Genomic DNA, 22904 nt, shown 5'->3' with positions numbered 1-22904 from the left:
CCATCGTGGTCAGATCGTCACCGATGACTGGACCCAGGCGTCAGTCAGCCCGCCGTGACCCCTGCCACAGAAACTCCAGTTGTCGTGACGTCTTCCGTCCCGGATGAGACTGCACCCCTGATGGTGGAGATCACCCCCTTGGAGGCCGTGACCAATCTGACGATCAGCGAACCAGAGCCAACGATCGTTACGGAACCGGTTGAGTCGGAGCCTGCTCCGGTGGCGGATAAGGCTGAGTCAGAGGAGCCCCGCCGTCGTCGTCGCCGTTCCTCTGCTGTCGCCACGGTCTGAACCGGATGACTCCGCAGGAGTCTCTCCCCATTGGGAGGGATGTGGCTGGAGTGGATGAAGTTGGTCGTGGTTGCTTGTTCGGACCTGTTTTTGCGGCGGCTGTCGTGCTGGATGGCGCAGCTGCAGAACGCCTGTTGAAGGCGGGACTGACCGACAGCAAGAAACTCTCCGCCAAACGTCGGGCTGCCTTGGTTCCCTTGATTCATTCGCTGTGTGTTGCCTCCGGCATGGGCCAGGCATCAGCGCGAGAAATTGACGCCAGTGGTATTCGCATCGCCACCGAACGCGCCATGTTGCGTGCTCTTCAGCGACTGCCGCAATCCCCTGGCTTGGTGCTTGTGGATGGCAACCTTCCCCTCAGGCTGTGGCTGGGCCCGCAGCGCACTGTTGTTTCCGGCGACAGCCGCTCACCTGCCATCGCTGCTGCCAGCGTTCTGGCCAAGGAGGCCCGGGATGCACTCATTCGGCGTTTGTCCGATCGCTTCCCCGGGTATGGACTCGAGCGCCATGCGGGCTATGGCACGGCACAGCATCGTCAGAGCTTGATGGCTTCAGGCCCCACGCCCTTGCATCGGCAGACGTTCCTGAAGCGGCTGCTGGGATGAGAGTTGCGCCTCTGTTTCACTGCACCAGCTCCGATAGTCGTCAATCAGCTGCTGGCCGACACGGGTTTTGATGCCAATGAGGATGCCGCTCAGGATGGATTCCCCTGTTGACTCCAACACTCGTTTTGGAATCAGCTTCAGCAGGGAGGGTTGACTCACGCTGACCGAGAGATGCGCGTTCCCCTGAAGCCCCTCGGGTGTGCAGGCGAGTCGTGCTTCCAGATTCAGCGCAAAGTCATCAACGATCCCTAGTCCTTCCAGTTCGCAATCCAGGGCGCGCATCACCAGAGTGTCCTCTTCCCTATGGATCTGAAGCGACACCACGGGTTTCACATGGAGCTGAAAGACCTTCAGGCTGGTCACGACGTAGCGGTAAAGACCCGGCTGTAAGGGGGTGAGCTGGCGTGCGTCTAGTAGGGCTCCGAGAACCCGTTTCTCCTCAAGCAAATAGGTGGGCAGCCGCTCTGCTCCGGTTCTGACAGGCAGATCAAGCTTTTGACTGGCTTCGAAGGCCAGGGGCATGGACTTCACCTGACGCGGCATGATCTTATCGAGTCCATGCAGTGCGGCTTCGATGCCTACACGTCTCGCATTCCTTGGTCCAGCCGGGACCTATGGCGAGCAGGCCGCCCGGGTGTTGATCGACCAGGACGCCCTAAATGATGTCCAGTTGATGCCGTGCACCGGTCTTCGATCGGTTGTGGAACGGCTGGCTCAGGGGCAGTGTGATGCAGCCGTTGTCCCGATTGAGAACTCAGTTGAAGGGGGAGTGACAGCGACCCTCGATGCGCTCTGGTCGCATCCTGAGCTTTGTATTCGAAGGGCGTTGGTGCTCCCGATTCAGCATGCGCTGCTGGGGAGTGGTCCACTCAGCAGAGTCACGGAAGTGCTCTCTCATCCGCAGGCCCTTGCCCAGTGCAGTGGCTGGTTGGCGCAGCATTTGCCTGATGCCCTGCAGCTCCCTACCTCGTCTACCGCTGAGGCTGCTCGCATGGTGGCCGGCAGTCCCTTTCGTGCTGCGATTGCCTCCAAGACGGCTGCAAGCGAACACGGGTTGGATGAGTTGGCTTTTCCCGTGAATGATGTGGCGGGAAATCGCACCCGTTTTCTCTTGTTGCGCCGTGGTGAACGCAGTGAACATGGAGATGTGGCCAGTCTTGCGTTCTCGCTGCATCGCAATGCACCTGGGGCCCTGCTGGAGGCGCTGGCTTGTTTGGCTCAGCGGGGGTTGAACATGAGCCGAATTGAATCTCGTCCGTCCAAACGGGAGTTGGGGGAATACGTGTTTTTTGTGGATGTGGACCTTCCTTCAGCGCCTTCAACTGCGCTGGCTGAACTCATCGCTCAATTGCAGCCTCTCTGTGAGCATCTCGCCCATTTCGGCGCCTACCCCAGCAGCGACCTCAGTGGCTGTTGAAAATCAGTGGTTGTTGACGATCAGTCTCGACGGATCCGAAAAACGCCAAATTGCATCAGGCCGGTGGCGAAGGCCCAGTGCATGAGCAACAACGTCGGGGTTTCTCTCAGGCCTTGAAGCACTGCTTTGGGTCCCAGGCTGAGCACAGACCAGGGACGTCGGATGCCCTCGACGATGGAGTCAATCCATGAGGGCAGCGTGGCCTGGGTCCAGTCATCGGTGACGATCTGACCACGATGGTTGGCGCTGTTGTCGAGGTTTTGGCGGAACCCCTTGATGCTGGCGAATTCGGGATGGGCCCACTGGTTGAGCAACTGACGCATCACCCAGCGTTCGGGTCGCGTCATGCCGCCGTCGGATGGGTCGCGGCGGTTCCAGTCGGCCACAGCAAGCAGACCCTCCGGCCGCATCACCCGCAGCAGTTCATCGGCATAACGCTGTTTGTCCGGCATGTGTGGACCGGCCTCCACACTCCAGACCGCATCAAAGCTCTGATCGGGCAGTTGAAGATCCAAGGCGTCCATCACCTGGAAGCGGCAGGTCAGGCCTGATGGGGTGAGTTGCGTGGCCCGCTTCACCTGGGCTGGGCTGATGCTGATGCCGAGAACGTCCAACCCGTAATCCCGCGCCAGGATTCGGGCACTGCCACCGATGCCGCATCCCACATCCAGCACCCGGCTGCCGGCGGGAAGTTGGTCGAGACCGCTCCATCGCACAAGCTCGTGAACGAAAGCTTCCTTGGCTTCGCGGAAGTCGCAGGAGCTGGGCGGGGTCCCGTAATGGCCGAGATGGACATGTTCCCCCCAGAGTTGCTCCAATAAACGGTCTTCCGTCCAGGCGTCGTAGGCGGAGGCAACACTCTCCGACGATTCGTAGCGCCGGTCGCGACGAAGCCACAGGGCAAGCCCGGTTGCTCCAGCCGCTCCGGCCACCACAAGCAGAGATCCCAACATCACTTCAGATCCATCAGTACGGTGCGGGCCGCCAACTGGCGTCGGGTGTGGTCCAACATTTCAAACTGCTGACTCAAACGCTCTTGGGTGTCGGTCAGTTCCAGAAGACTCTGTTGCTCCGATGCGGCCTGGTCGAGATGGGCACTGATCCAGAACGACAGCTCCCGCGGTAGATCAGGGAGATCATCAGGGAGCTCCACCTCTCGGTTCTGCAGCTTGCTTGTCAGCTGAACGACGTCGTTCAAGGCTTCGCTGACCTTGTCCCGCAAGCTGTTGAGTGCCTCGGCATCGGCCACGGGCTCATCTTCCAACCAGCTCACCATGGCTGTTCGATAGGGCGTTTCACGGGTGATGTTCAACAGGCGGAACCGCTGTTGGCCCAGCGAAACGATGTAGCTGCGACCGTCTTCAGTGGTTTGGTGCTGGAGCACCTCTGCGCAGCACCCGATGTCGGCCATCTCGCCGTTCTCAGGATTGATGCGAACGATGCCGAATCGTTTGTCGGTCTCCAGAACCGTCTGGAGAAGCATCCGATAACGCGATTCAAAAATGTGCAGCGGCAGGAGCTGCTGGGGAAACAACACGACGTCCGGCAGGGGGAACAGGGGAAGCTCCCTCACGGAAAAATCGGACACGAACGCCGTGTTGTAGGCAACTGAATCCTAGGAAAGTGAAGTCCTGATCGACTGGATCAGAGCTTCACTTCGATGTCCACACCACTGGGGAGATCAAGCTTCATCAGCGCATCGATGGTTTTGGCTGAAGGGCTGTAGATGTCGATGATCCGACGGTGCGTGCGGGTCTCGAAGTGCTCGCGGGAGTCCTTGTCCACGTGGGGGGAGCGCAGAACGCAGTAGATCTTGCGTTTCGTGGGCAGGGGGATCGGACCGATTGCAGTTGCAGCGGTGTTATCGGCCGTTTCAATGATTTTCTCGCAAGACAGATCCAGCATGCGGCGGTCAAACGCCTTAAGGCGGATGCGGATCTTCTGCTGAGCGATGGCAGTGGACATAGGAGAGAGGCGAAAGAGCTCCGAAGACGAAGCAGGACTTCAGTTGTCGAGGTTCTTAGAAATGTAGGAGATGGGGGGGCGGAGCCCCTCCATCTCCTGCGTTGTGATTCAGCTCGCGCTGATCACTCGATGATCTTGGAGACCACGCCAGCTCCGATGGTGCGGCCGCCTTCGCGGATAGCGAAACGCATGCCGGTTTCCATCGCAACAGGACAGATCAGCTCACCGGTCATCTGGATGTTGTCACCAGGCATCACCATTTCGACATTGCTGCCGTCTTCAGCGGTGAACGCTGTGATCTGGCCGGTCACGTCAGTTGTACGGATGTAGAACTGCGGGCGGTAGCCAGCGAAGAAAGGAGTGTGGCGGCCGCCTTCTTCTTTCTTCAGCACATACACCTGACCTTCGAATTTGGTGTGAGGGGTGATGGAGCCAGGCTTCACCAGCACCATGCCGCGTTCGATGTCTTCCTTCTGGATGCCGCGCAGCAGCAGACCAACGTTGTCGCCAGCCATGCCCTCGTCGAGCAGCTTGCGGAACATTTCCACACCGGTGACGGTTGTCTTCCGAGGCTCGCGAATACCGACGATTTCGATTTCTTCGCCGACTTTGACCATGCCGCGCTCAATACGGCCGGTGGCCACGGTGCCACGACCGGTGATGGAGAAGACGTCTTCCACAGCCATCAGGAAGGGCTTGTCCACTTCCCGCTCAGGCTCAGGAATGCTGGCGTCAACAGCCGCCATCAGTTCCTCGATCTTGGCTTCCCACTCAGCCTCGCCTTCGATGGCCTTCAGGCCAGACACCTGAACGACGGGGATGTCATCGCCGGGGAAGTCGTAGCTGGAGAGCAGTTCACGGATCTCCATTTCCACCAGTTCGATGATCTCTTCGTCATCGACCATGTCGCACTTGTTCAGTGCAACAACCAGAGCGGGAACGCCCACCTGCTTGGCCAGAAGGATGTGCTCCTTGGTCTGGGCCATGGGGCCGTCGGTGGCAGCACACACCAGGATGGCGCCGTCCATCTGAGCGGCACCGGTGATCATGTTCTTCACATAGTCCGCGTGGCCAGGGCAGTCCACGTGAGCGTAGTGACGAGACTCGGTCTCGTACTCAACGTGAGCGGTGTTGATGGTGATGCCGCGCTCACGCTCTTCGGGGGCGCCGTCGATGTCGGCATAGTTCTGAACTTCAGCCTGCCCCTTCTTGGCGAGCACGTTGGTGATCGCGGCGGTGAGGGTGGTCTTGCCGTGGTCAACGTGGCCGATGGTGCCGATGTTGACGTGGGGCTTGTTCCTTTCGAACTTCTCGCGTGCCATGGGTGTTTAAAGAATCGAGGGTTGGGTTTGGAGGAGTTTAGAGATCAGGAATTGCCCTGATTCTTGGAGATGATGGCCTCGGCCACATTGCGAGGAACTTCGGCGTAATTGTCGAATTCCATCGAGAAAATGCCCCGGCCCTGGGTCATGGAGCGGAGCTCGGTGGCGTAACCGAACATCTCGGCAAGGGGCACCTTGGCCGAGATTTTGGACGTGCCGTCATCGACGGACTGGCCCTCAACCTGACCTCGACGGGAGGACAGGTCGCCGATGATCGAACCGAGGAAATCCTCGGGGACTTCGACCTCGACCTTCATCATCGGTTCAAGAAGCACAGGATTGCACTTCTTGACGCCGTCCTTGAAGGCCATGGATCCGGCGATCTTGAACGCCATCTCCGAAGAGTCGACGTCGTGATACGAGCCATGCACCATCGTGCATTTCACATCGATCAGCGGGTATCCGGCGATCACACCGGATTCGCAGGTCTCCTTCATGCCCTGCTCGGCGGGCTTGATGTATTCCTTCGGAACGACACCGCCCACGATCTTGTTGACGAATTCGAAGCCGGAGCCGGGCTCACCCGGTTCCATTTCGATCACGACGTGGCCGTATTGACCCTTACCACCGGTCTGACGAGAGAACTTGCCTTCGCCACCTGCGGAACCACGGATGGTTTCGCGATAGGACACCTGAGGTGCTCCGATGTTGGCTTCCACCTTGAATTCGCGCAGCATGCGGTCCACCAGGATTTCCAGGTGGAGCTCGCCCATGCCGGCGATCACGGTCTGACCGGTTTCAGAGTCAGTATTAACGCGGAACGTGGGGTCTTCCTCTGCCAAAGACACAAGTGCCTTGGAGAGTTTTTCCATGTCGCCCTTGGTCTTGGGCTCCACGGCCACTGAGATGACCGGTTCGGGGATGAACAGGGTTTCAAGAACGATGGGATCGTCCTGGGTGCAGAGCGTGTCACCTGTGGTGGTGTTCTTCAGACCCAGCACCGCGCCGAGGTCTCCGGCTCGCAGAGCATCGACTTCTTCGCGGTCATCCGCCTTCAGCACCACAAGACGAGAGATGCGCTCCTTCTCTCCCTTGGTGGAGTTGAGCACATAACTGCCTTTCTCCAGCACGCCGGAGTACATCCGGACGAAGGTGAGTTTGCCGTAAGGATCGGCCATCACCTTGAAGGCGAGGGCACTGAAAGGAGCGCTGTCGTCGGAAGGACGCACGGCTTCGCTGCCGTCGGGAAGCACACCCTGGATGGGGGGGACATCGACAGGAGCTGGCAGGTAGTCGATCACGGCGTCAAGCACCAGCTGCACGCCTTTGTTCTTGAAGGCAGAGCCGCAGAGCATTGGCACAAGACCGTGCTTCAGCACGCCTTCGCGAATGCCTTGCTTGAGCTCATCAACGCTGAGTTCGCCGCTCTCGAGGAACTTCTCGATCAGAGACTCGTCGGTTTCGGCGACGGTTTCCATCAAGGTGTTTCGCCATTCGGCCACCTCGTCGGCCATAGCAGCCGGCACCTCGGCCTCTTCGATATCGGTGCCGAGATCGTTCTTATAGATGTACGCCTTGTTGGCAACGAGATCGATGATGCCGCTCAGTTCACCTTCAGCCCCGATCGGAAGCTGGATCGGGACAGCATTGGCCTTGAGGCGATCCTTGATCTGGCCGTGAACCTTCAGGAAGTCCGCACCGGTGCGGTCCATTTTGTTGACGAACACCATCCGGGGGACGGAGTAGCGATCCGCCTGACGCCAAACGGTCTCGGATTGGGGCTGAACACCACCAACGGCGCAGAAGACGGCGATCACACCATCCAGCACACGCATGGAACGCTCCACCTCGATGGTGAAGTCCACGTGGCCAGGCGTGTCAATAATGTTGATCCGATGGTCCTGCCAAGACGTTGAAATGGCAGCTGCCGTGATCGTGATGCCACGTTCCCGCTCCTGGGCCATCCAGTCGGTGACTGCAGCGCCGTCATGCACCTCGCCGATTTTGTGCACCACACCGGAATAGAACAGGATCCGTTCGGTAGTGGTGGTTTTTCCGGCATCGATGTGAGCAGCGATACCAATATTTCTGACGCGTTCCAGGGGGAAGTCGCGGGCCACAGGAAATTCTCCGGGGGTGGGGCGTGAAAAGGCGGAGAGACTCTACAGGCCAGCCATGAACATCTGTGTTGACGGCTGGCCTGAAAGGCTCAGTAGCGGTAGTGGGCGAAGGCTTTGTTGGCTTCGGCCATTTTGTGCGTCTCTTCGCGCTTGCGAACGGCGCTGCCAGCCTCATTGGCAGCATCCATCAATTCGCCAGCCAACTTCTGGGCCATGCTCCGACCATTACGGGCACGGGAAAAGCTCACCAGCCAGCGCAGGGCCATGGCCGTTCCGCGCTCCTGTCGCACTTCCATGGGCACCTGATAGGTGGCGCCACCAACCCGGCGAGCGCGCACTTCCACCAATGGAGTGGCGTTCTTGACGGCAGTTTCGAACAGTTCGAGCGGATCTCCGCCGGTGCGCTCATTGATCAGCCCGAACGCGTCGGACAGGATCCGTTGCGCTGTGGACTTCTTGCCGTGCTGCATCAGGCGCACCACCATCATCGTGGCGAGGCGGCTGTTGAACTGCGGATCGGGAAGAATCGGGCGCTTTTCAGCGGCGTTGCGGCGGGACATTAGGGATCAGAACGTTGTGGGAATGAGGAAGAAACCGGTGATCACTCCTTGGGAGCCTTGGCGCCGTACTTGGAGCGGGACTGACGCCGGTCTTTCACACCAGCTGTATCCAGGGTTCCGCGAATGATGTGATAGCGGACGCCAGGGAGGTCCTTGACACGACCACCACGGATCAAAACGACCGAGTGCTCCTGCAGGTTGTGACCGACGCCACCGATATAAGCCGTGACTTCAAAGCCGGAAGTAAGGCGCACACGAGCCACCTTGCGCAAAGCCGAATTGGGCTTTTTCGGCGTTGAGGTGTAGACGCGGGTGCAAACACCACGTCGTTCCGGACACGATTTCAGGGCCGGGGACTTTGTCTTGGCCTTGAGGCGTGAGCGCTCAGTGCGGATCAGCTGTTGGATGGTTGGCATCGATGGTCGGTGAGCGGTCGGACTCCCGACCTGATTCGACAATCGACCACGATACCGGGTGACGGTCCCCTTTCAGACGCGGCTGAAGGCACTGCCACAGGCACAGGGTTCAACACCGTCGCTGCTGCGGATCAGAAATCCGCCACCACTGAGGTCACCGCGGTAGTCGAGGCAAAGACCCTCGAGCAATTTGAGCTGCTCTGCAGGGGCGTGCAGCGTCACGCCATCGGCCCTTGCAATGGCAATACCGGCCAAATGTCCTGCTCGAATGCGCAGCACATGCTGTGCGCATTCCCCTGGAGTGACGTCGAGATGCATCTGCCCGGGTGTTCCCGCCACGGCAGCCTGACGCCCTAGCTCGGCAGCAGCGGCAGCGGTCAGCCGCAAATTGGCAGCCATGCTCAGTTTCTTGGGTTCCCCACTGTTGCAGGTCTCAGAGGGGGATCAGCCCCAGTCCGTTATGAACTCTCGGGGTGCTGCCACGACCATTCATCACGGTTTGACCGGCCACGACGAGGGTTGTCGAACTGCCGCCATCCATATTCAACGCATCATGCAGGCCCAGTTGTTGGGCTGCCAGTGCTGTTTCCACAAGCGTGGGATCACTGCCAGAGGCACCACGCAGGGTCATTAGCCATTGACCGCTCTGCCCTTGGGCCACCACGGTCCGCGGTGCCGCCAAGCTCATGAAGCCGGGACTAAAGCCTTCTTGGCGTCCATTCAGAACCACCCGCCCGTTCTGCATCAGGAGTGGACCGCCGCCCAGCACATTTGGCTGTTGGGCAAGGGATGAGCTCGCCCGTGATCTCACCAGGATCCGATCGCCAGGTCGTGCCGGTAGTGGGGTGCGCCCGCGAGCCACCACCAACTCAGCGTCCTGTGGGATGGAAATCCCGCGCTGCAGGTTGGTTTGCTCGAACGTTGCCTCGACGCGGCCACCGCGAATCAAGAGTGCTTCCTCTTCACCGCTCAAGGCCCGATAGCGGGGGCCCCAGGCCGGCGTGTAAAGGCTCAGTCCTTTTTGGACGTAGCCGCTGTTGATCGCTTGGATGCCCCAGCGCCGACCGTTGTTCACCTGCAACGTCTGGTCCAGGCGAAGCCTGCCGAACTGCAGATCTCCTGACGATCCCCAAGCGATGACGCCGCGGTTCAGGATCGGTCCAGATAGCCAAACCCCCTGCCGCCGCAGGGCTCCCAGGGGCAGTTGAGTGATCCGGTTGAAAAACCCTCCATTCACGGCGACCAGCGCCCCTGCGGGTTGGGAGAGCTGCGGAAGAAACCGCAGGCCCTGTTGCTGTTCGGTCTTGGCCAGGGGCTGCAGGGTGATCCCGAGGCCGCTCAGGTCACCGCCAGCACGAAACACCTGGATGGGTTTCACCCCCACCTTGATCGTGCGTTTCTCCAGCACAAAGCCCCGCCTGAGCAACGCGGCAAGAGTTGGATTGCTTAGGGGCAGGCGTGCGCTTGGGGGTTGGCGGCGGCCGCCGTCACGCACACCGTCCAGCACCAATCGCCAGGGAGACGACAGGCTCAAGCTCCGTAGCTTTGTGGCTTGTCCCTGCAGCACAAGGCCGCCGTCACGACGCTGCTGAGGAGCGAGCCCCCACGCTTTGAGCTGACGTTTCTGTGACGGCGAGACCTTGAGCTCCAGCAACAGGTCACCGTTCAGCTGCTGCACCAAGGCGGGTCCGTTCAGATCAAGCACCAAACGATCTGCTGTTGAACCCTTGCCGCGGCGCAGGTTGTTCACGGTTGGGGTAGGCAGCCGAAGCGTCAGGCTGTTTCCGTTCACTTGGGTGGTAACACCGATCTCGGTTAGCCAGTCGCTCACTTCGAGACCGACTTCATCCCCGAGCGAACGGGTCTCTAGCGAAGCCAGGGGGACGGTTCGCCCGAACCATTCCAGTGCCTCTCCGTCGATGCGAGCAACGCGCCTGAAACCCAGCCGGGATTCCAGGAGCTCCAAGGGCAGCCAGAGTTCCTCTGTTGCTGTGTTGCTGCCCCTCCAAAGCCAAACCGCTTTGCTGCGCTCTCGGCCGATGAGGACTTCATCACCACTTTGCTTCGGCACAAAGCGCAGCTCTGGAGGTGGCGCGGGAAGTGGGGCAAAGGCCAGCATGAAATGCCTTGGCGGAGAGGCGCCTGCCTAGGATCGTCCCTCGAGATGGTTTCTGCAGAGCTCGAAGCTGCAGGCCCATGCGACTGTCCGGTTGAGTTCCCTATGACTGAAGCCATCCGTTCCGCTGTCTGGCCTTACTGCGACAGCCCTGCGCCCGCGGTTGTTGCGGGTGAGAAGGATGCTTGTGGCGTTGGCTTTTTGGCCCAGCTCCAGGGACAGGCCAGCCATTGGGTGTTGGAGCAGGCCCTGCGTGGTTTGGGATGCATGGAGCACCGAGGCGGTTGTGGGGGAGATGGAGACTCCGGCGATGGTGCAGGGGTGTTGTGTCAAATCCCCTGGACGTACCTAAGAGCCGTCTGGCCTGAGGCGGATGCAGCGCGGGGCCTCGGGATGATGTTCATGCCGACCGATGCCACCCGTCGTGCCGAGGTCAGAGGCCTCTGTGATGACGAGGCCAAGGCGCTCGGCTTGCAACCGCTTGGTTGGCGAATTGTTCCTGTGGACTCTGCGGTGCTTGGCCCCCTGGCCCGCGCCACTGCTCCCGTTATTGAGCAGTGGGTGCTCAACGGCGATGCGGACGACGCAGGGTTTGATGGGCAGCTTCTCCGCTTGCGGCGGCGGATTGGCGCCCGTGTGCGGGCTGCCCTTGGCGCCGAGGTGGCCCAGGACGTTTATGTCGCTTCCCTGAGCAGCCGGACGGTTGTCTACAAGGGCATGGTCCGGTCCGAGGTTCTGGCGCAGTACTACGCCGATCTGCAGGATCCACGTTTTGCGGTGAGTTTTGCGGTCTATCACCGTCGCTTCAGCACGAACACCTTGCCCCGTTGGCCTCTGGCGCAGCCGATGCGGCTTTTGGGTCATAACGGTGAGATCAACACGCTGCTGGGAAATCTCAACTGGGCCAAGGCGTCAGAAGCCAGCCTCGAGAACGTTTGGGGAGAGGCTGCAGACGACCTGATCCCAGTGGTAAACCCTGCGTTCAGTGATTCCGCCAACCTTGACGCCACCCTGGAGCTGATGGTGCGCAGTGGGCGGTCAATCACCGACAGCCTGATCACGCTCGTTCCGGAAGCCTTCCGCAATCAGCCAGACCTCGACAGCCGTCCCGATGTGACGGCGATGTATGAATTCAACGCGGGAATTCAGGAGCCATGGGATGGCCCAGCCCTGCTGGTCTTTGCTGACGGCAAGCGGGTGGGTGCCACGCTCGACCGCAATGGGTTGCGCCCGGCGCGTTGGTGCACCACCGAAGACGGCTTCGTGATCATGGGGTCTGAGACCGGCGTGGTCGACCTCAGCGGCAAGACGATTGTTCAGAAAGGACGTCTTGGCCCCGGCCAGATGGTGGCCGTTGATCTGGAACGCGGTGAGTTGCTCGACAACTGGTCGGTTAAGGAAGATGCGGCATGTCGATTCCCCTATGCGGATTGGTTGCAGCAGCATCGCCGCGGTGTGGAACCCCAGCCTTGGACTCAAAACCGACAGGTGGGTGAACTCGACCTGCTGCGGTTGCAGACCGCCATGGGCTTCACCGCTGAAGACTTCGATTTGATCATTGAAGACATGGCGGCCCTCGGCAAGGAGCCGACTTACTGCATGGGGGATGACATTCCCCTGGCGGTGCTTTCCGATAAGCCGCACCTGCTCTACGACTATTTCAAGCAGCGCTTCGCCCAGGTCACGAACCCACCGATTGATCCCTTGAGGGAAAAGCTGGTGATGAGCCTGGAGATGCATCTGGGTGAACGCCGGCCTGCCCTGAAGCCCCAGCCGGAAGCGGCTTCAGTGATTCACCTCGAGACTCCCGTTCTGAATGAGGCGGAACTAGCGGCCATCAGTCAGCAAGGTTTGCCCGTCCAGACCGTGTCCACCCAGGTGGCAGTGGAGTCCTGCGCGGGAGGCCTTCAGAAGGCCATTGATGCGCTTTGCAGCGTTACGGAACAGGCGGTGCGCGACGGTGCACAGGTGCTGGTGCTCTCCGATCGGTTCAGCAGCACGGGGGCGGCGGCACAGCTGACGCCCACGACGGTGGCGATGCCGGCCTTGCTGGCCGTGGGTGCTGTTCACCACCATCTGTTGCGCCAGAAGTTGCGTCTGCAGTGCTCTCTTGTGGTGGATACCGCCCAGTGCTGGAGCACCCATCACCTGGCGTGTCTGATCGGCTATGGCGCCAGTGCCGTCTGCCCCTGGCTCACCTGGGAGACAACGCGCCACTGGCTGGAGCATCCCAAGACCAAGAAGCGGATCGAACAGGGCAAGTTGCCAGCCCTGGATGCCGATCAGGCGCAGGCCAATGTGCGTTTGTCGCTGGAGAACGGTCTGCGGAAGATCCTCTCCAAAATTGGAATCTCGTTGCTGGCCAGCTATCACGGCGCCCAGATCTTTGAAGCGATCGGACTGGGTGCGGATGTGGTGGAGACCGCCTTCACCGGGACAACGAGCCGTGTTGCAGGCATGACGCTCTCCGAGTTGGCGAATGAAACGCTCTCGATGCATGCCAAGGCCTTCCCCGAGCTCAACCGCAGCAAGCTCGAGTTCATGGGCTTTGTTCAGTACCGCAGTGGTGCTGAATACCACCGCAATAACCCTGAGCTTTCCAAGGCGCTGCACAAGGCAGTGGCCCAGGGTCCTGGTTATGACCACTTCTCCACCTACCAGGCGCTCCTGGAGAACCGCCCAGTGATGGCCCTGAGGGACTTGCTGGAGTTCAAGCTCGCGCCCACCCCGGTGCCCCTCGACCAGGTGGAGAGTGTGGAGAGCATCTGCACCCGCTTCTGTACGGGGGGGATGAGCCTCGGTGCGCTGTCCCGGGAAGCCCATGAAGTGCTGGCCGTGGCGATGAATCGCATCGGTGGCAAGAGCAACAGCGGTGAAGGTGGTGAAGACCCCGCACGCTTCCAGATCCTCAAGGATGTGGATGGGGAAGGACGGTCCGCCGTATTCCCCAGCATCGGCGGGCTTCGCAATGGCGACACCGCTTGCTCGGCGATCAAGCAGGTTGCTTCAGGGCGTTTCGGTGTGACGGCTGAATACCTGCGCAGTGGCAAACAACTGGAGATCAAGGTGGCCCAGGGGGCCAAGCCCGGTGAAGGGGGGCAACTGCCTGGGCCGAAGGTCGACAAGTACATCGCCTGGCTGCGCAACAGCAAGCCGGGAGTGGCCTTGATTTCGCCGCCGCCGCACCACGACATCTATTCCATTGAGGACCTGGCGCAGTTGATTCATGACCTGCACCAGGTGCATCCTGCTGCCCCTGTGAGTGTGAAGCTGGTGGCCGAGATCGGCATTGGCACCATCGCTGCGGGCGTGGCGAAGGCCAACGCGGATGTGATCCAGATCTCCGGTCACGACGGTGGCACGGGCGCATCTCCCCTGAGTTCGATCAAGCACGCCGGCAGTCCATGGGAACTGGGCCTGACCGAGGTGCATCGCTCTCTGGTGGAAAACGGTCTCCGCGATCGGGTCCTGCTGCGTGCTGATGGAGGTCTGAAAACCGGCTGGGACGTCATGATCGCTGCCCTGCTCGGCGCGGAAGAGTACGGGTTCGGGTCGATCGCCATGATTGCTGAGGGCTGCGTCATGGCTCGTGTCTGCCACACCAACAATTGCCCTGTCGGGGTCGCCACGCAGAAGGAGAACCTGCGCAAGCGCTTCAACGGTGTACCCGAGCACGTCGTCAACTTCTTCTGGTATGTCGCCGAGGAAGTGCGGCAGCTGATGAGTCTGCTCGGCGTTACCCGCCTGGAAGAGCTGATTGGCCGTACGGATCTGCTCAAGGCTCGTTCCGTCGAACTTGCCAAGACAAAGTGTGTGGATCTATCTGGCCTGATCGCTCCGATCAGTAGCGCTGCGGATCGCTCTTGGCTTCGTCACAGTGATCAGGCTCACGGCAATGGTCTGATTCTTGAGGATCAGCTGCTCGCCGATGTTGACCTGTTGGCAGCGCTGGAGAACCACGGTTCTGTTAGCCGCAGCATCGAGATCATCAATACCGATCGCAGTGTCTGTGCACGTCTGGCTGGTGAAATTGCCCAGCGTCATGGCAACCGCGGATTCAATGGACAGCTCGATCTGACGTTCCGTGGTGCCGCGGGCCAGAGCTTTGGGGCTTTCCTGGTGCAGGGCATGCAGGTTCGTCTTGAGGGTGAGGCCAATGACTACGTGGGCAAGGGCATGAACAGTGGACGCATCACTCTGGTGCCTTCTGACGGTTCTGCGTCTCCAGGGGATCAGGTGATCCTCGGCAACACCTGTCTCTATGGGGCCACCGGCGGTGAGCTGTTTGCTCATGGCCGGGCTGGCGAGCGCTTCGGCGTTCGCAATAGTGGAGCCCGCACCGTGGTGGAAGGCGCTGGAGACCACTGCTGTGAGTACATGACCGGTGGTGTGGTGGTTGTCCTCGGAAGCACCGGTCGCAATATCGGTGCTGGCATGACCGGTGGTGTGGCCTTCTTGCTTGATGAGGAGGGGCGTGTCGCGCCTCGGGTGAACCCGGAGATAGTTGAGGTCTGCACCATCACCACCCATGAGCAGGAGACGCTGCTGAAGGGCCTGCTGCAACAGCATGTGGATCTAACGGGCAGCGAAAAGGCTGCCGATCTCTTGGCCAACTGGTCTGCGGCGAAGCATCGCTTCAAGGTGTTGGTACCGCCAAGCGAAAGGGAACCGATGGGATTGGCTGTTAAGCAGGCTGTGGCCGCCTAGCGCTGTCGTCTCCCGTGGCCTGGTTCGTCAAGACCGAAACCTTCACGGCCGTCGCTGCCGCCCTGCCCGTCGAGCAGCGGCGGCCCACCTTGGAGGCTCACCGCCACTGGGTTGTGCAGGAAGCCGCTGCAGGACGACGTCTTCAGAGCGGTTACCTGGTTGATGACAACCGGCGGCCTGGTGGCGGGGGATTGCTGATGTTTGAGGCTTCGTCCTACGCCGAAGCTCGTGCGTGGGTTCAGAACGACCCGATGATTCGAGCCGGTCTAGTGGACTGGGAGTTGCATGAATGGATCCCCGTCAGCGGGGATGGCTGGTCATAAGCCGCTGCACCTCACCGGCGTGGTAGCTGCTGCGGGTGAGTGGTGTGCTGACCACCTGGAGGAAGCCCAGTTCCTCTTCGCCGACTCTTCTGTAGGTGTCGAATTGAGCAGGGGTCACAAAGCGGTCGACGGCCAAATGTTTCGGACCGGGAGAGAGGTATTGGCCGATGGTGACGATGTCGACCTTGTGCTGGCGCAGATCCCGGAGCGTTTGGATCACTTCCTCATCGGTTTCCCCGAGCCCCACCATCAGGCCTGACTTGCTGTAAGTCTTGGGCCATTGGTCACGCACCCGCTGCAGTAGCTCCAGGGAGCGTTGGTAGATGCCCTGGGGCCGAGCCCGGCGGTACATCCGCGGAACCGTCTCGATGTTGTGGTTCAGCACATGGGGTGCAGCTCCCATCACGCTTGCCAGAGCGTCCCAGTTACCGCAGAAGTCAGGAATCAGCAGCTCGATGGTTGTAAGCGGTGAGCGCTTTTTGACCTGTTCAATGCAGGCCACGAACTGGGAGGCGCCGCCATCAGCGAGGTCATCGCGGTTCACGGAGGTGATCACCACGTGTTTCAAACCCAGACGGGCTACCGCTTCGCCGAGCCGTTGCGGTTCCGTCGGATCCAGCTCGCGCACGCTCTTGTCGAAGTCGATGTCGCAGTAGGGGCATGCGCGGGTGCAGCCAGGCCCCATGATCAGAAACGTGGCTGTGCCGCCTGCGAAGCATTCCCCGATGTTGGGGCAGCTCGCTTCCTGGCATACCGTGTTCAGGTTCAAGTCCAGTAGCAGGTCGGCCACGGCGCCGATCCGTTCGCGCTGCGGAGCCTTAACGCGCAACCACTCCGGCTTGAGCACGGCGAAGTCTCTTCAATCCATGACCTTAGACCTTGCGCCGATGTCTCTGCTGGCCTCTCGGAAACACCAATCTCCTAAGATTGAAGTGCCGGGATGTGGCGCAGTTTGGTAGCGCACTTCGTTCGGGACGAAGGGGCCGCAGGTTCGAATCCTGTCATCCCGATTGAGGCTTTCGTGCTGCGCCAGAAGGTCTTGGTTGAAGATGTGGGTTGGCCTAGACGAACTCCAAGTTCCGATCGACGAAGCATGGCTGCGTAGGTTCAAATGTTTCGACCTGCTTCAACCCTTTTTCGTGTTGGAGCTGCTTTGGCTCTCGAAACCATCAATGCTCCGGCGGCGATGCAGGTGAATTGATCGCGATAAACCACGTCACAGATCTCATTGGAGGCTCGCCCCGGGGTACCCCCTCGGCGTCACCATCCAGCCATCCTCTGCTCGGCTGCTGCTGTTCCCGATCAGAACCAAGGTGAGCATGTCCACTGATTCAGGCTCTAAGCGTTCAAGGCACGTCAGCTGACGAGATTCTTCTTCGCGGCCCAGCTGCCGAGCCAGCATCACCGGGGTTGTTGGGGGGCGGTGTCTCAGCAGGATCTCTCTGGCTTTCCCGAGTTGCCAATCCCGTCCTTTAGAGCGTGGGTTGTAGAGCGCAACAACAAAATCTCCTGATGCAGCGGCCTCTAGTCGCTTCTCGATCACGTTCCAGGGCGTAAGGCGATCGCTGAGGCTCACGCTGCAGAAGTCATGCATGAGTGGCGCTCCCGCTCTGGCGGCGGCCAGCTGGAACGCTGAAATGCCGGGATGCACCGTGAAGCTGGGTCGGTCCTGCTCGGGTTGCTGGAGTAGTAGCTCCAGAGCTAACCCCGCCATGCCATAGATCCCGCTATCTCCAGAGGAGATGAGAGCAACCTTGGCGCCTTGTTGGGCCAAGCGCAGTGCTTCGGCACAGCGGTCCCATTCCCGGGTGAGCTGACCATCGAACCGCATTTGATCTGGACGTCTTAGGGGCTCAAGCAGATCGAGGTAGAGGCTGTAGCCGACCCAGGCGCAGCATCGCGACAGGGCCGATTTGGCGTCTCCGCTGAGCAGGGATAGATCTCCGGGGCCACTGCCGACCAGGTGCAGTTCGCCCCGACCCGGTGCGTGGGGTAGGGGAGCTTCGGCAATGGCCACCGTGACCGCGCCCTGTTCCCCCGGAGCGGGATGGCTGATTTGCTTTGGCTGGATCAGAACACCTTTGTCGCCTGCAGCCAGCAACGCCGCTGCTTCTGACACTGAAGCTGTTCCCATTTCCCTATGCACGACCTCGGAGGGGTTCGGCACGTCAATGGAGGCCAGCGTCTGCTCTGCAAAGGTTCGGAACGGCCATGCCCTGGTCTGGCTCAGCTTTTGCAGGGCTGGTTCATCGGATTTCCGCTCTGCGCTGGCGATGCCGGCGACAGCCTCCTTCGCCAGCCCGGCTGTTGCCAAAGCCTCAGTAATGGCCTTTTCGACCAGGGACAAACTTGTGTTGCGCTCGCAGCCGATGCCGATCCAGAGCGTTGCTGGATGCCATTGGCAATCACCCTGAAGGCGCGCTCCGATCACAAGGTCAGCGGCCTCTGCGGCCACGGTTTCGAGCAAGTGCTGGCTTTCAGGGCCGAGCCAGGCGGAACATCCACTGCTCTGGTGAATGTTGATGCTGAATCCCTGGGCTTGCCGCACCATCAGAGTGCGCCAACCCGCCACCGATCCCCTGCGTCTCCAGCCCCAGTCTTCACCAAAGGCATCCAGGGGGAGACGTCCTTCATGGGCGCAGGCGCCAGTGATCACGGCCTGCCCTCCCAGATCCATGGCGATCTCCCGCGCGCGTTGTTCCGCACCTGCGGAATGGCCTCCCAGCAGCGGGATGATGAAATCCCCTTTTGGGTCGAGAACCAGAACGGCCGGATCCTGCTCCTTGCTTTGGATCCGCGGTGCGATGAGGCGTGTCACCGCTCCCACTGCACCCACAATCAGCACGACCTTCTGCGCCGTCCAGTGCTGATCAAGAGCAGTATTGATGTCTTGGTCGGCCGACTTGATCCGGTCGATCTGGCCGCGCAGCAGCAGACGCTCCAAGAGCGGCATGGCACTGGGGGAGAGTCCTAGGCCCAGAGCGGGTACGTCGGGTGTTGGGTTCAGGGCAGGGAATCCGGGTCAGGGCTTGCGCAAGCGCCCATCACTGTTGAGCAGCTCACGCGCTGATCCTCCCAGGCTGCTGCTCGGCATCAGCTTTGCTTCTGCCTGGGCCTGCTGTTCGAGCGATTCGGTTGGCTTTTCCGTCACCGGTGGATTGTTCTCGCTTGTGTTCATTGGCAGATCGTTGTCAGTGGGCTCCTCCTGGGCTGGTGTTGGTTGGCTGGCCTCTGTCGTGGCTTGGTCCTGAGCCAGGGGCGACTGTGGCGTCTCGTGATCGCTGTTCTCGGGGGCGATGGGATCGGTCTTTGCCTCTGCCTCTGTCTCGGCCTCGGCCTCGATCTCGACTGGCGCCAGTTGTGGTGGCTGTTCTGCTTTCTGTGGAGCCTCTTTCGGTTGTTCGACCGTTTCCGGCATCTCTGGCTCAGGTGATCCGCTTAAGCGGGCGAGCTGGCTCTCATTGAGGCGCGATCGCATCCAGCCCGGCTTGGGACCTGATGGAGCCTTCAGGTGCACCAGCTGATTGTTGAACACGGGTGTGATCGGCTCGCCCAGCCCATTCAGAAGTTCCATCTGAATGTCGTGACTGCTTGCGCCATTCGATCCTTTGAGCCAAAGGGCCTCCTGGTGATCGACCAGAAAGCTGTCCCCATCAATGCTGATGCGCAGTCGCCAGCGTCCATCCCCCTCACGCAGGTTTTGGAGCGGAGCATTCCAAAGGAGCCAGTCCACCAGAAGTGGTTGCAGGCCTTGTTCTCCAGCGGGTGGAACAGGCGTTAACCAGGGTGCATCCCGCTCGGGTTGCCTGCCCTGAAGTTTTTGCCAGAGGTGGACGCGGCCCTGGATGGAGGCCCCTGGTGACTGAACGGCCTCCCCCCAGGGATAAGCAGCCCAGGCGCTGAACCGGTGACTACCCGCTTCCAGATCATCAATGCGGACCGTCAGACGGTTGTCGTTGCTATCGCTCAGCCGTAGGGGAGAGCGATCATCGATCTGGATGGCGATGTGGGGGCCAAGGCCAAGTTCGGGGTCGCTGCTGAGGGGCCAGTCAGTGATTTCGAAACTCAGCTCAAGCTCTTCTGTCGCCACGATGGTGTCGTTGCTTGGATCCACCAACCGCAGGGATGGACGGTGCCGTTGCAGCTCCTGCCGCAGCTGTTGCACCGCCCCTGGTGGGGCCACTTCCTGGAGCTTCCCGCTGGGGGTGGAGCTCGGTAGGGGCTGCGTGCCGGAGCCGACATCGCGGTTGAAGAATCCAGGTCGTGCATGAACTGGCATTCCGGCGCTCAGCAGCACCACAGCTGTCAGCAGAACAGCCCATATCGACTTCAGGCCAGGGCGAAGCATCGGGCATGAACAGATCTGATCATTCTGAACAATCAGCCCTTCAATGTCACAGTTTTAGTTATTTAAGGAGAATATTTGCGCGAAATTGTATTGCTTACTGGCCGGGATCTTCATTGTTTGACTGATTCTCGGCCTTCTGCAGACGCCTGTCGCTGACTGGCCCGCCATGGGATTGAACCTTTGTAACTCAGTGCCCTTTAACCCCACCTCCGCACCTATGCTTCCGCCAGCGGTCCCCTCTGTGGGGCCCCAGCTTCAGTGCAGTCAAGGGGTTTCGGCTCCCTGTCTCACTGACGCCCTGACGCTGATTCCCTGTGGATTGGTGTCCGGGGCCCCGGTGGATTCCCATTCGCCGGAGGGGTGGCCCACCACCTCGAATCCCGTCCCTCGAGGAACGACTCGATGACCATCAGCCCACCAGAGCGTGGGAGTGACGCGAAGAGCCAGGTCGAGAAGGTTGACAATCCTGCAACCTTTGAATTGTTCGGTAAGCCCGGACATTTCGACCGCGCCCTCGCGAAAGGTCCCAAAACCACCACCTGGGTTTGGAATCTTCACGCCAACGCTCACGACTTCGACGCTCACACGAGCGACCTACAAGAGGTCTCTCGGCGGATTTTCTCCGCGCATTTCGGCCACCTGGCCGTCATCTTCATCTGGCTCAGCGGTGCCTTCTTCCACGGCGCACGCTTCTCCAACTATTCCGGTTGGCTTGCCGACCCCACCCATGTGAAGCCAAGTGCCCAGCAGGTCTGGGCGGTCTTTGGCCAAGACATCCTTAATGGAGACATGGGTGCCGGGTTCCAAGGCATCCAAATCACCTCAGGCCTCTTCCAGATGTGGCGGGCCTGGGGCATCACCAGTGAAACCCAGCTCATGGCTTTGGCCATCGGTGCTCTGGTGATGGCCGGCCTGATGCTCAACGCTGGTGTTTTCCACTACCACAAGGCAGCGCCCAAGCTGGAGTGGTTCCAGAACGTTGAGTCGATGCTGAACCACCACCTGGCAGGTCTGCTGGGTCTCGGTTCACTGTCCTGGGCAGGCCACCTGATCCACGTTTCGGCTCCTGTCACCAAGTTGATGGATGCCATTGATGCCGGCCAGCCGCTGGTTCTCAATGGCAAGACCATCGCTTCCGCTGCAGACATTCCTCTGCCGCACGAATTCTTTAACCAGGATCTGCTGGCTCAGCTGTACCCCGGCTTCAGCGCCGGTGTCGGTGCCTTCTTCTCCGGTAACTGGGCTGCCTACAGCGATTTCCTCACCTTTAAAGGTGGACTGAATCCTGTGACGGGAAGCCTTTGGATGACGGATATCGCCCATCACCATGTGGCGATCGCCGTGATGTTCATCGTTGCCGGTCACATGTACCGGACCAACTGGGGCATCGGTCACTCCATCAAGGAGATCCACGAAGGCCAGAAGGGTGATCCCCTGCTGTTCCCTGCCACCAATGGTCACGATGGACTCTATGAGTTCATGACCACCTCCTGGCATGCCCAGCTGGCGGTCAACCTGGCGATCGGCGGCTCGGTGAGCATCATCGTGGCTCAGCACATGTACGCGATGCCTCCGTATCCGTACCAAGCGATCGACTATCCGACCCAGATTGGTCTCTTCACACACCACATTTGGATCGGCGGTTTCCTGATCGTTGGTGCCGGTGCTCATGCTGCCATCGCCATGGTGCGCGACTACGACCCCGCGAAGCACATCGACAACGTGCTCGATCGGGTGCTCAAGGCTCGCGACGCGATCATTAGTCACCTCAACTGGGTCTGCATCTGGCTCGGAGCCCACAGCTTCGGCCTGTATGTCCACAACGACACCATGCGTGCCTTGGGTCGTCCCCAGGACATGTTCAGCGATTCGGCCATCTCGATTCAGCCGATCTTTGCTCAGTGGATTCAGAACGTGCACGCCGCAGCTGCCGGAAGCACCGCTCCTAATGCCCTCGCGGGTGTGAGTGAAGTGTTCAACGGCTCGGTGGTCGCCGTCGGCGGCAAAGTCGCCGCGGCTCCCATGCCGCTCGGCACTGCCGACTTCATGGTCCACCACATTCACGCCTTCACGATTCACGTGACGGTGCTGATCCTGCTGAAGGGTGTCTTGTACGCCCGCAGCTCCCGTCTCATCCCTGATAAGGCCAACCTGGGCTTCCGCTTCTCCTGCGATGGTCCTGGTCGTGGTGGTACTTGCCAGGTCTCCGCTTGGGACCACGTGTTCCTGGGCCTGTTCTGGATGTACAACTCCCTGTCAATCGTGATCTTCCACTTCTCCTGGAAGATGCAGAGCGACATCTGGGGAACGGTGAATGCCGACGGCTCCGTCGCGCACATCACCAATGGCAACTTTGCTCAAAGCGCCATCACCATCAATGGCTGGCTGCGTGACTATCTGTGGGCTCAGGCCGTTCAGGTGATCAACAGCTATGGCTCGAACACGGCTGCCTACGGAATCATGTTCCTCGGCGCTCACTTCGTGTTCGCCTTCAGCCTGATGTTCCTCTTCAGTGGCCGCGGCTACTGGCAGGAGCTGATCGAGTCCATCGTTTGGGCTCACAACAAGCTGAAGGTGGCTCCCGCCATCCAGCCCCGTGCTCTTTCCATCATCCAAGGCCGTGCCGTGGGTGTTGCCCATTACCTCTTGGGCGGAATTGCGACCACGTGGGCCTTCTTCCACGCCCACATTCTTGTGGTCGGCTGACCTCACCT

General features: G+C 60.3%; 19 protein-coding genes and 1 tRNA gene. 7 read left to right on the top strand and 13 right to left on the bottom strand.

Annotation, left to right across the window (positions count from 1 at the left end; all coding sequences use genetic code 11):
• The first annotated feature begins 84 nt into the window (after positions 1-84).
• Positions 85-291 (top strand): hypothetical protein, encoded by a 207-nt coding sequence (locus FZZ88_RS05190; protein ID WP_370629767.1) that lies wholly within the window; start codon positions 85-87, stop codon positions 289-291.
• A gap of 5 nt (positions 292-296) precedes the next feature.
• Entirely contained in the window at positions 297-896 is a 600-nt protein-coding gene (locus FZZ88_RS05185) for a ribonuclease HII (protein WP_166017508.1), read from the top strand.
• Here the strand turns inward: FZZ88_RS05185 and FZZ88_RS05180 are convergent.
• Entirely contained in the window at positions 843-1439 is a 597-nt protein-coding gene (locus tag FZZ88_RS05180) for a DUF1997 domain-containing protein (protein ID WP_166017509.1), read from the bottom strand. The two genes, FZZ88_RS05185 and FZZ88_RS05180, sit on opposite strands and share 54 nt — an antisense overlap.
• Positions 1440-1470: 31 nt before the next feature.
• Between FZZ88_RS05180 and pheA the strand changes: the two genes are divergently transcribed.
• A complete protein-coding gene (gene pheA / locus FZZ88_RS05175; protein ID WP_166017510.1) occupies positions 1471-2313 on the top strand; it encodes a prephenate dehydratase in 843 nt (280 codons plus the stop codon).
• A 20-nt stretch (positions 2314-2333) separates the two neighbouring features.
• Here the strand turns inward: pheA and FZZ88_RS05170 are convergent, their stop codons facing one another.
• From FZZ88_RS05170 to FZZ88_RS05130, 9 genes are all read right to left on the bottom strand, one after another.
• Positions 2334-3266 carry a methyltransferase domain-containing protein gene (locus FZZ88_RS05170; protein WP_166017511.1) on the bottom strand — a complete coding sequence of 311 codons (933 nt, stop codon included), beginning with the start codon at positions 3264-3266 and terminating at the stop codon, positions 2334-2336.
• Positions 3266-3901: an LON peptidase substrate-binding domain-containing protein gene (locus FZZ88_RS05165; protein ID WP_166017512.1), complete on the bottom strand. Its 636-nt coding sequence runs from the start codon at positions 3899-3901 to the stop codon at positions 3266-3268. Before FZZ88_RS05165 ends, FZZ88_RS05170 begins: the two co-directional genes overlap by 1 nt.
• Before the next feature lie 56 nt (positions 3902-3957).
• Positions 3958-4278, bottom strand: coding sequence for a 30S ribosomal protein S10 (gene rpsJ, locus FZZ88_RS05160; RefSeq protein WP_011363346.1), 321 nt, complete (start codon positions 4276-4278; stop codon positions 3958-3960).
• Between the two features lie 122 nt (positions 4279-4400).
• Positions 4401-5600 (bottom strand): elongation factor Tu, encoded by a 1200-nt coding sequence (tuf, locus tag FZZ88_RS05155; protein ID WP_115022730.1) that lies wholly within the window; start codon positions 5598-5600, stop codon positions 4401-4403.
• A 44-nt stretch (positions 5601-5644) separates the two neighbouring features.
• The gene (fusA, locus tag FZZ88_RS05150; RefSeq protein ID WP_115022731.1) at positions 5645-7720 is read right to left on the bottom strand and encodes an elongation factor G; all 2076 of its coding nucleotides are present in this window, start codon (positions 7718-7720) and stop codon (positions 5645-5647) included.
• 89 nt (positions 7721-7809) lie between these two features.
• Positions 7810-8280, bottom strand: a complete 471-nt coding sequence (gene rpsG / locus FZZ88_RS05145; RefSeq protein ID WP_115022733.1) for a 30S ribosomal protein S7 — start codon at positions 8278-8280, stop codon at positions 7810-7812.
• A gap of 41 nt (positions 8281-8321) precedes the next feature.
• Entirely contained in the window at positions 8322-8696 is a 375-nt protein-coding gene (rpsL, locus tag FZZ88_RS05140; RefSeq protein ID WP_006850614.1) for a 30S ribosomal protein S12, read from the bottom strand.
• A 72-nt stretch (positions 8697-8768) separates the two neighbouring features.
• Positions 8769-9095 (bottom strand): AIR synthase, encoded by a 327-nt coding sequence (locus FZZ88_RS05135; RefSeq protein ID WP_115022735.1) that lies wholly within the window; start codon positions 9093-9095, stop codon positions 8769-8771.
• A gap of 34 nt (positions 9096-9129) precedes the next feature.
• Positions 9130-10815, bottom strand: a complete 1686-nt coding sequence (locus FZZ88_RS05130; RefSeq protein WP_166017513.1) for a phosphodiester glycosidase family protein — start codon at positions 10813-10815, stop codon at positions 9130-9132.
• 102 nt (positions 10816-10917) lie between these two features.
• Between FZZ88_RS05130 and gltB the strand changes: the two genes are divergently transcribed.
• Positions 10918-15519 carry a glutamate synthase large subunit gene (gene gltB, locus FZZ88_RS05125; RefSeq protein ID WP_166017514.1) on the top strand — a complete coding sequence of 1534 codons (4602 nt, stop codon included), beginning with the start codon at positions 10918-10920 and terminating at the stop codon, positions 15517-15519.
• Positions 15520-15533: 14 nt separating this feature from the next.
• Entirely contained in the window at positions 15534-15842 is a 309-nt protein-coding gene (locus FZZ88_RS05120) for a YciI family protein (protein WP_166017515.1), read from the top strand.
• On the opposite strand, the gene lipA is transcribed toward FZZ88_RS05120, so the two are convergent.
• A complete protein-coding gene (gene lipA / locus FZZ88_RS05115) occupies positions 15820-16689 on the bottom strand; it encodes a lipoyl synthase (RefSeq protein WP_166017516.1) in 870 nt (289 codons plus the stop codon). The genes FZZ88_RS05120 and lipA overlap by 23 nt on opposite strands.
• An 89-nt stretch (positions 16690-16778) precedes the next feature.
• Between lipA and FZZ88_RS05110 the strand changes: the two genes are divergently transcribed.
• Positions 16779-16852: transfer RNA gene (locus FZZ88_RS05110), tRNA-Pro, on the top strand.
• A gap of 215 nt (positions 16853-17067) precedes the next feature.
• On the opposite strand, the gene cobJ is transcribed toward FZZ88_RS05110, so the two are convergent.
• Together cobJ and FZZ88_RS05100 are read right to left on the bottom strand one after the other, a co-directional pair.
• Positions 17068-18795 (bottom strand): precorrin-3B C(17)-methyltransferase, encoded by a 1728-nt coding sequence (gene cobJ / locus FZZ88_RS05105; protein ID WP_166017517.1) that lies wholly within the window; start codon positions 18793-18795, stop codon positions 17068-17070.
• Between the two features lie 69 nt (positions 18796-18864).
• Complete coding sequence (locus tag FZZ88_RS05100) at positions 18865-20190, bottom strand: hypothetical protein (RefSeq protein WP_166017518.1); 1326 nt, start codon at positions 20188-20190, stop codon at positions 18865-18867.
• Positions 20191-20592: 402 nt separating this feature from the next.
• On the opposite strand from FZZ88_RS05100, the gene psaA reads away from it, so the two are divergent.
• Positions 20593-22896, top strand: coding sequence for a photosystem I core protein PsaA (psaA, locus tag FZZ88_RS05095; RefSeq protein WP_166017663.1), 2304 nt, complete (start codon positions 20593-20595; stop codon positions 22894-22896).
• Positions 22897-22904 lie beyond the last annotated feature (8 nt).

The organism is Synechococcus sp. PH41509, assembly GCF_020514285.1.
Taxonomy (GTDB): Bacteria; Cyanobacteriota; Cyanobacteriia; order PCC-6307; family Cyanobiaceae; genus Parasynechococcus.
The sequence above is the reverse complement of the archived record's forward strand: the minus strand, read 5'-3'. Positions and strand labels throughout refer to the sequence as shown.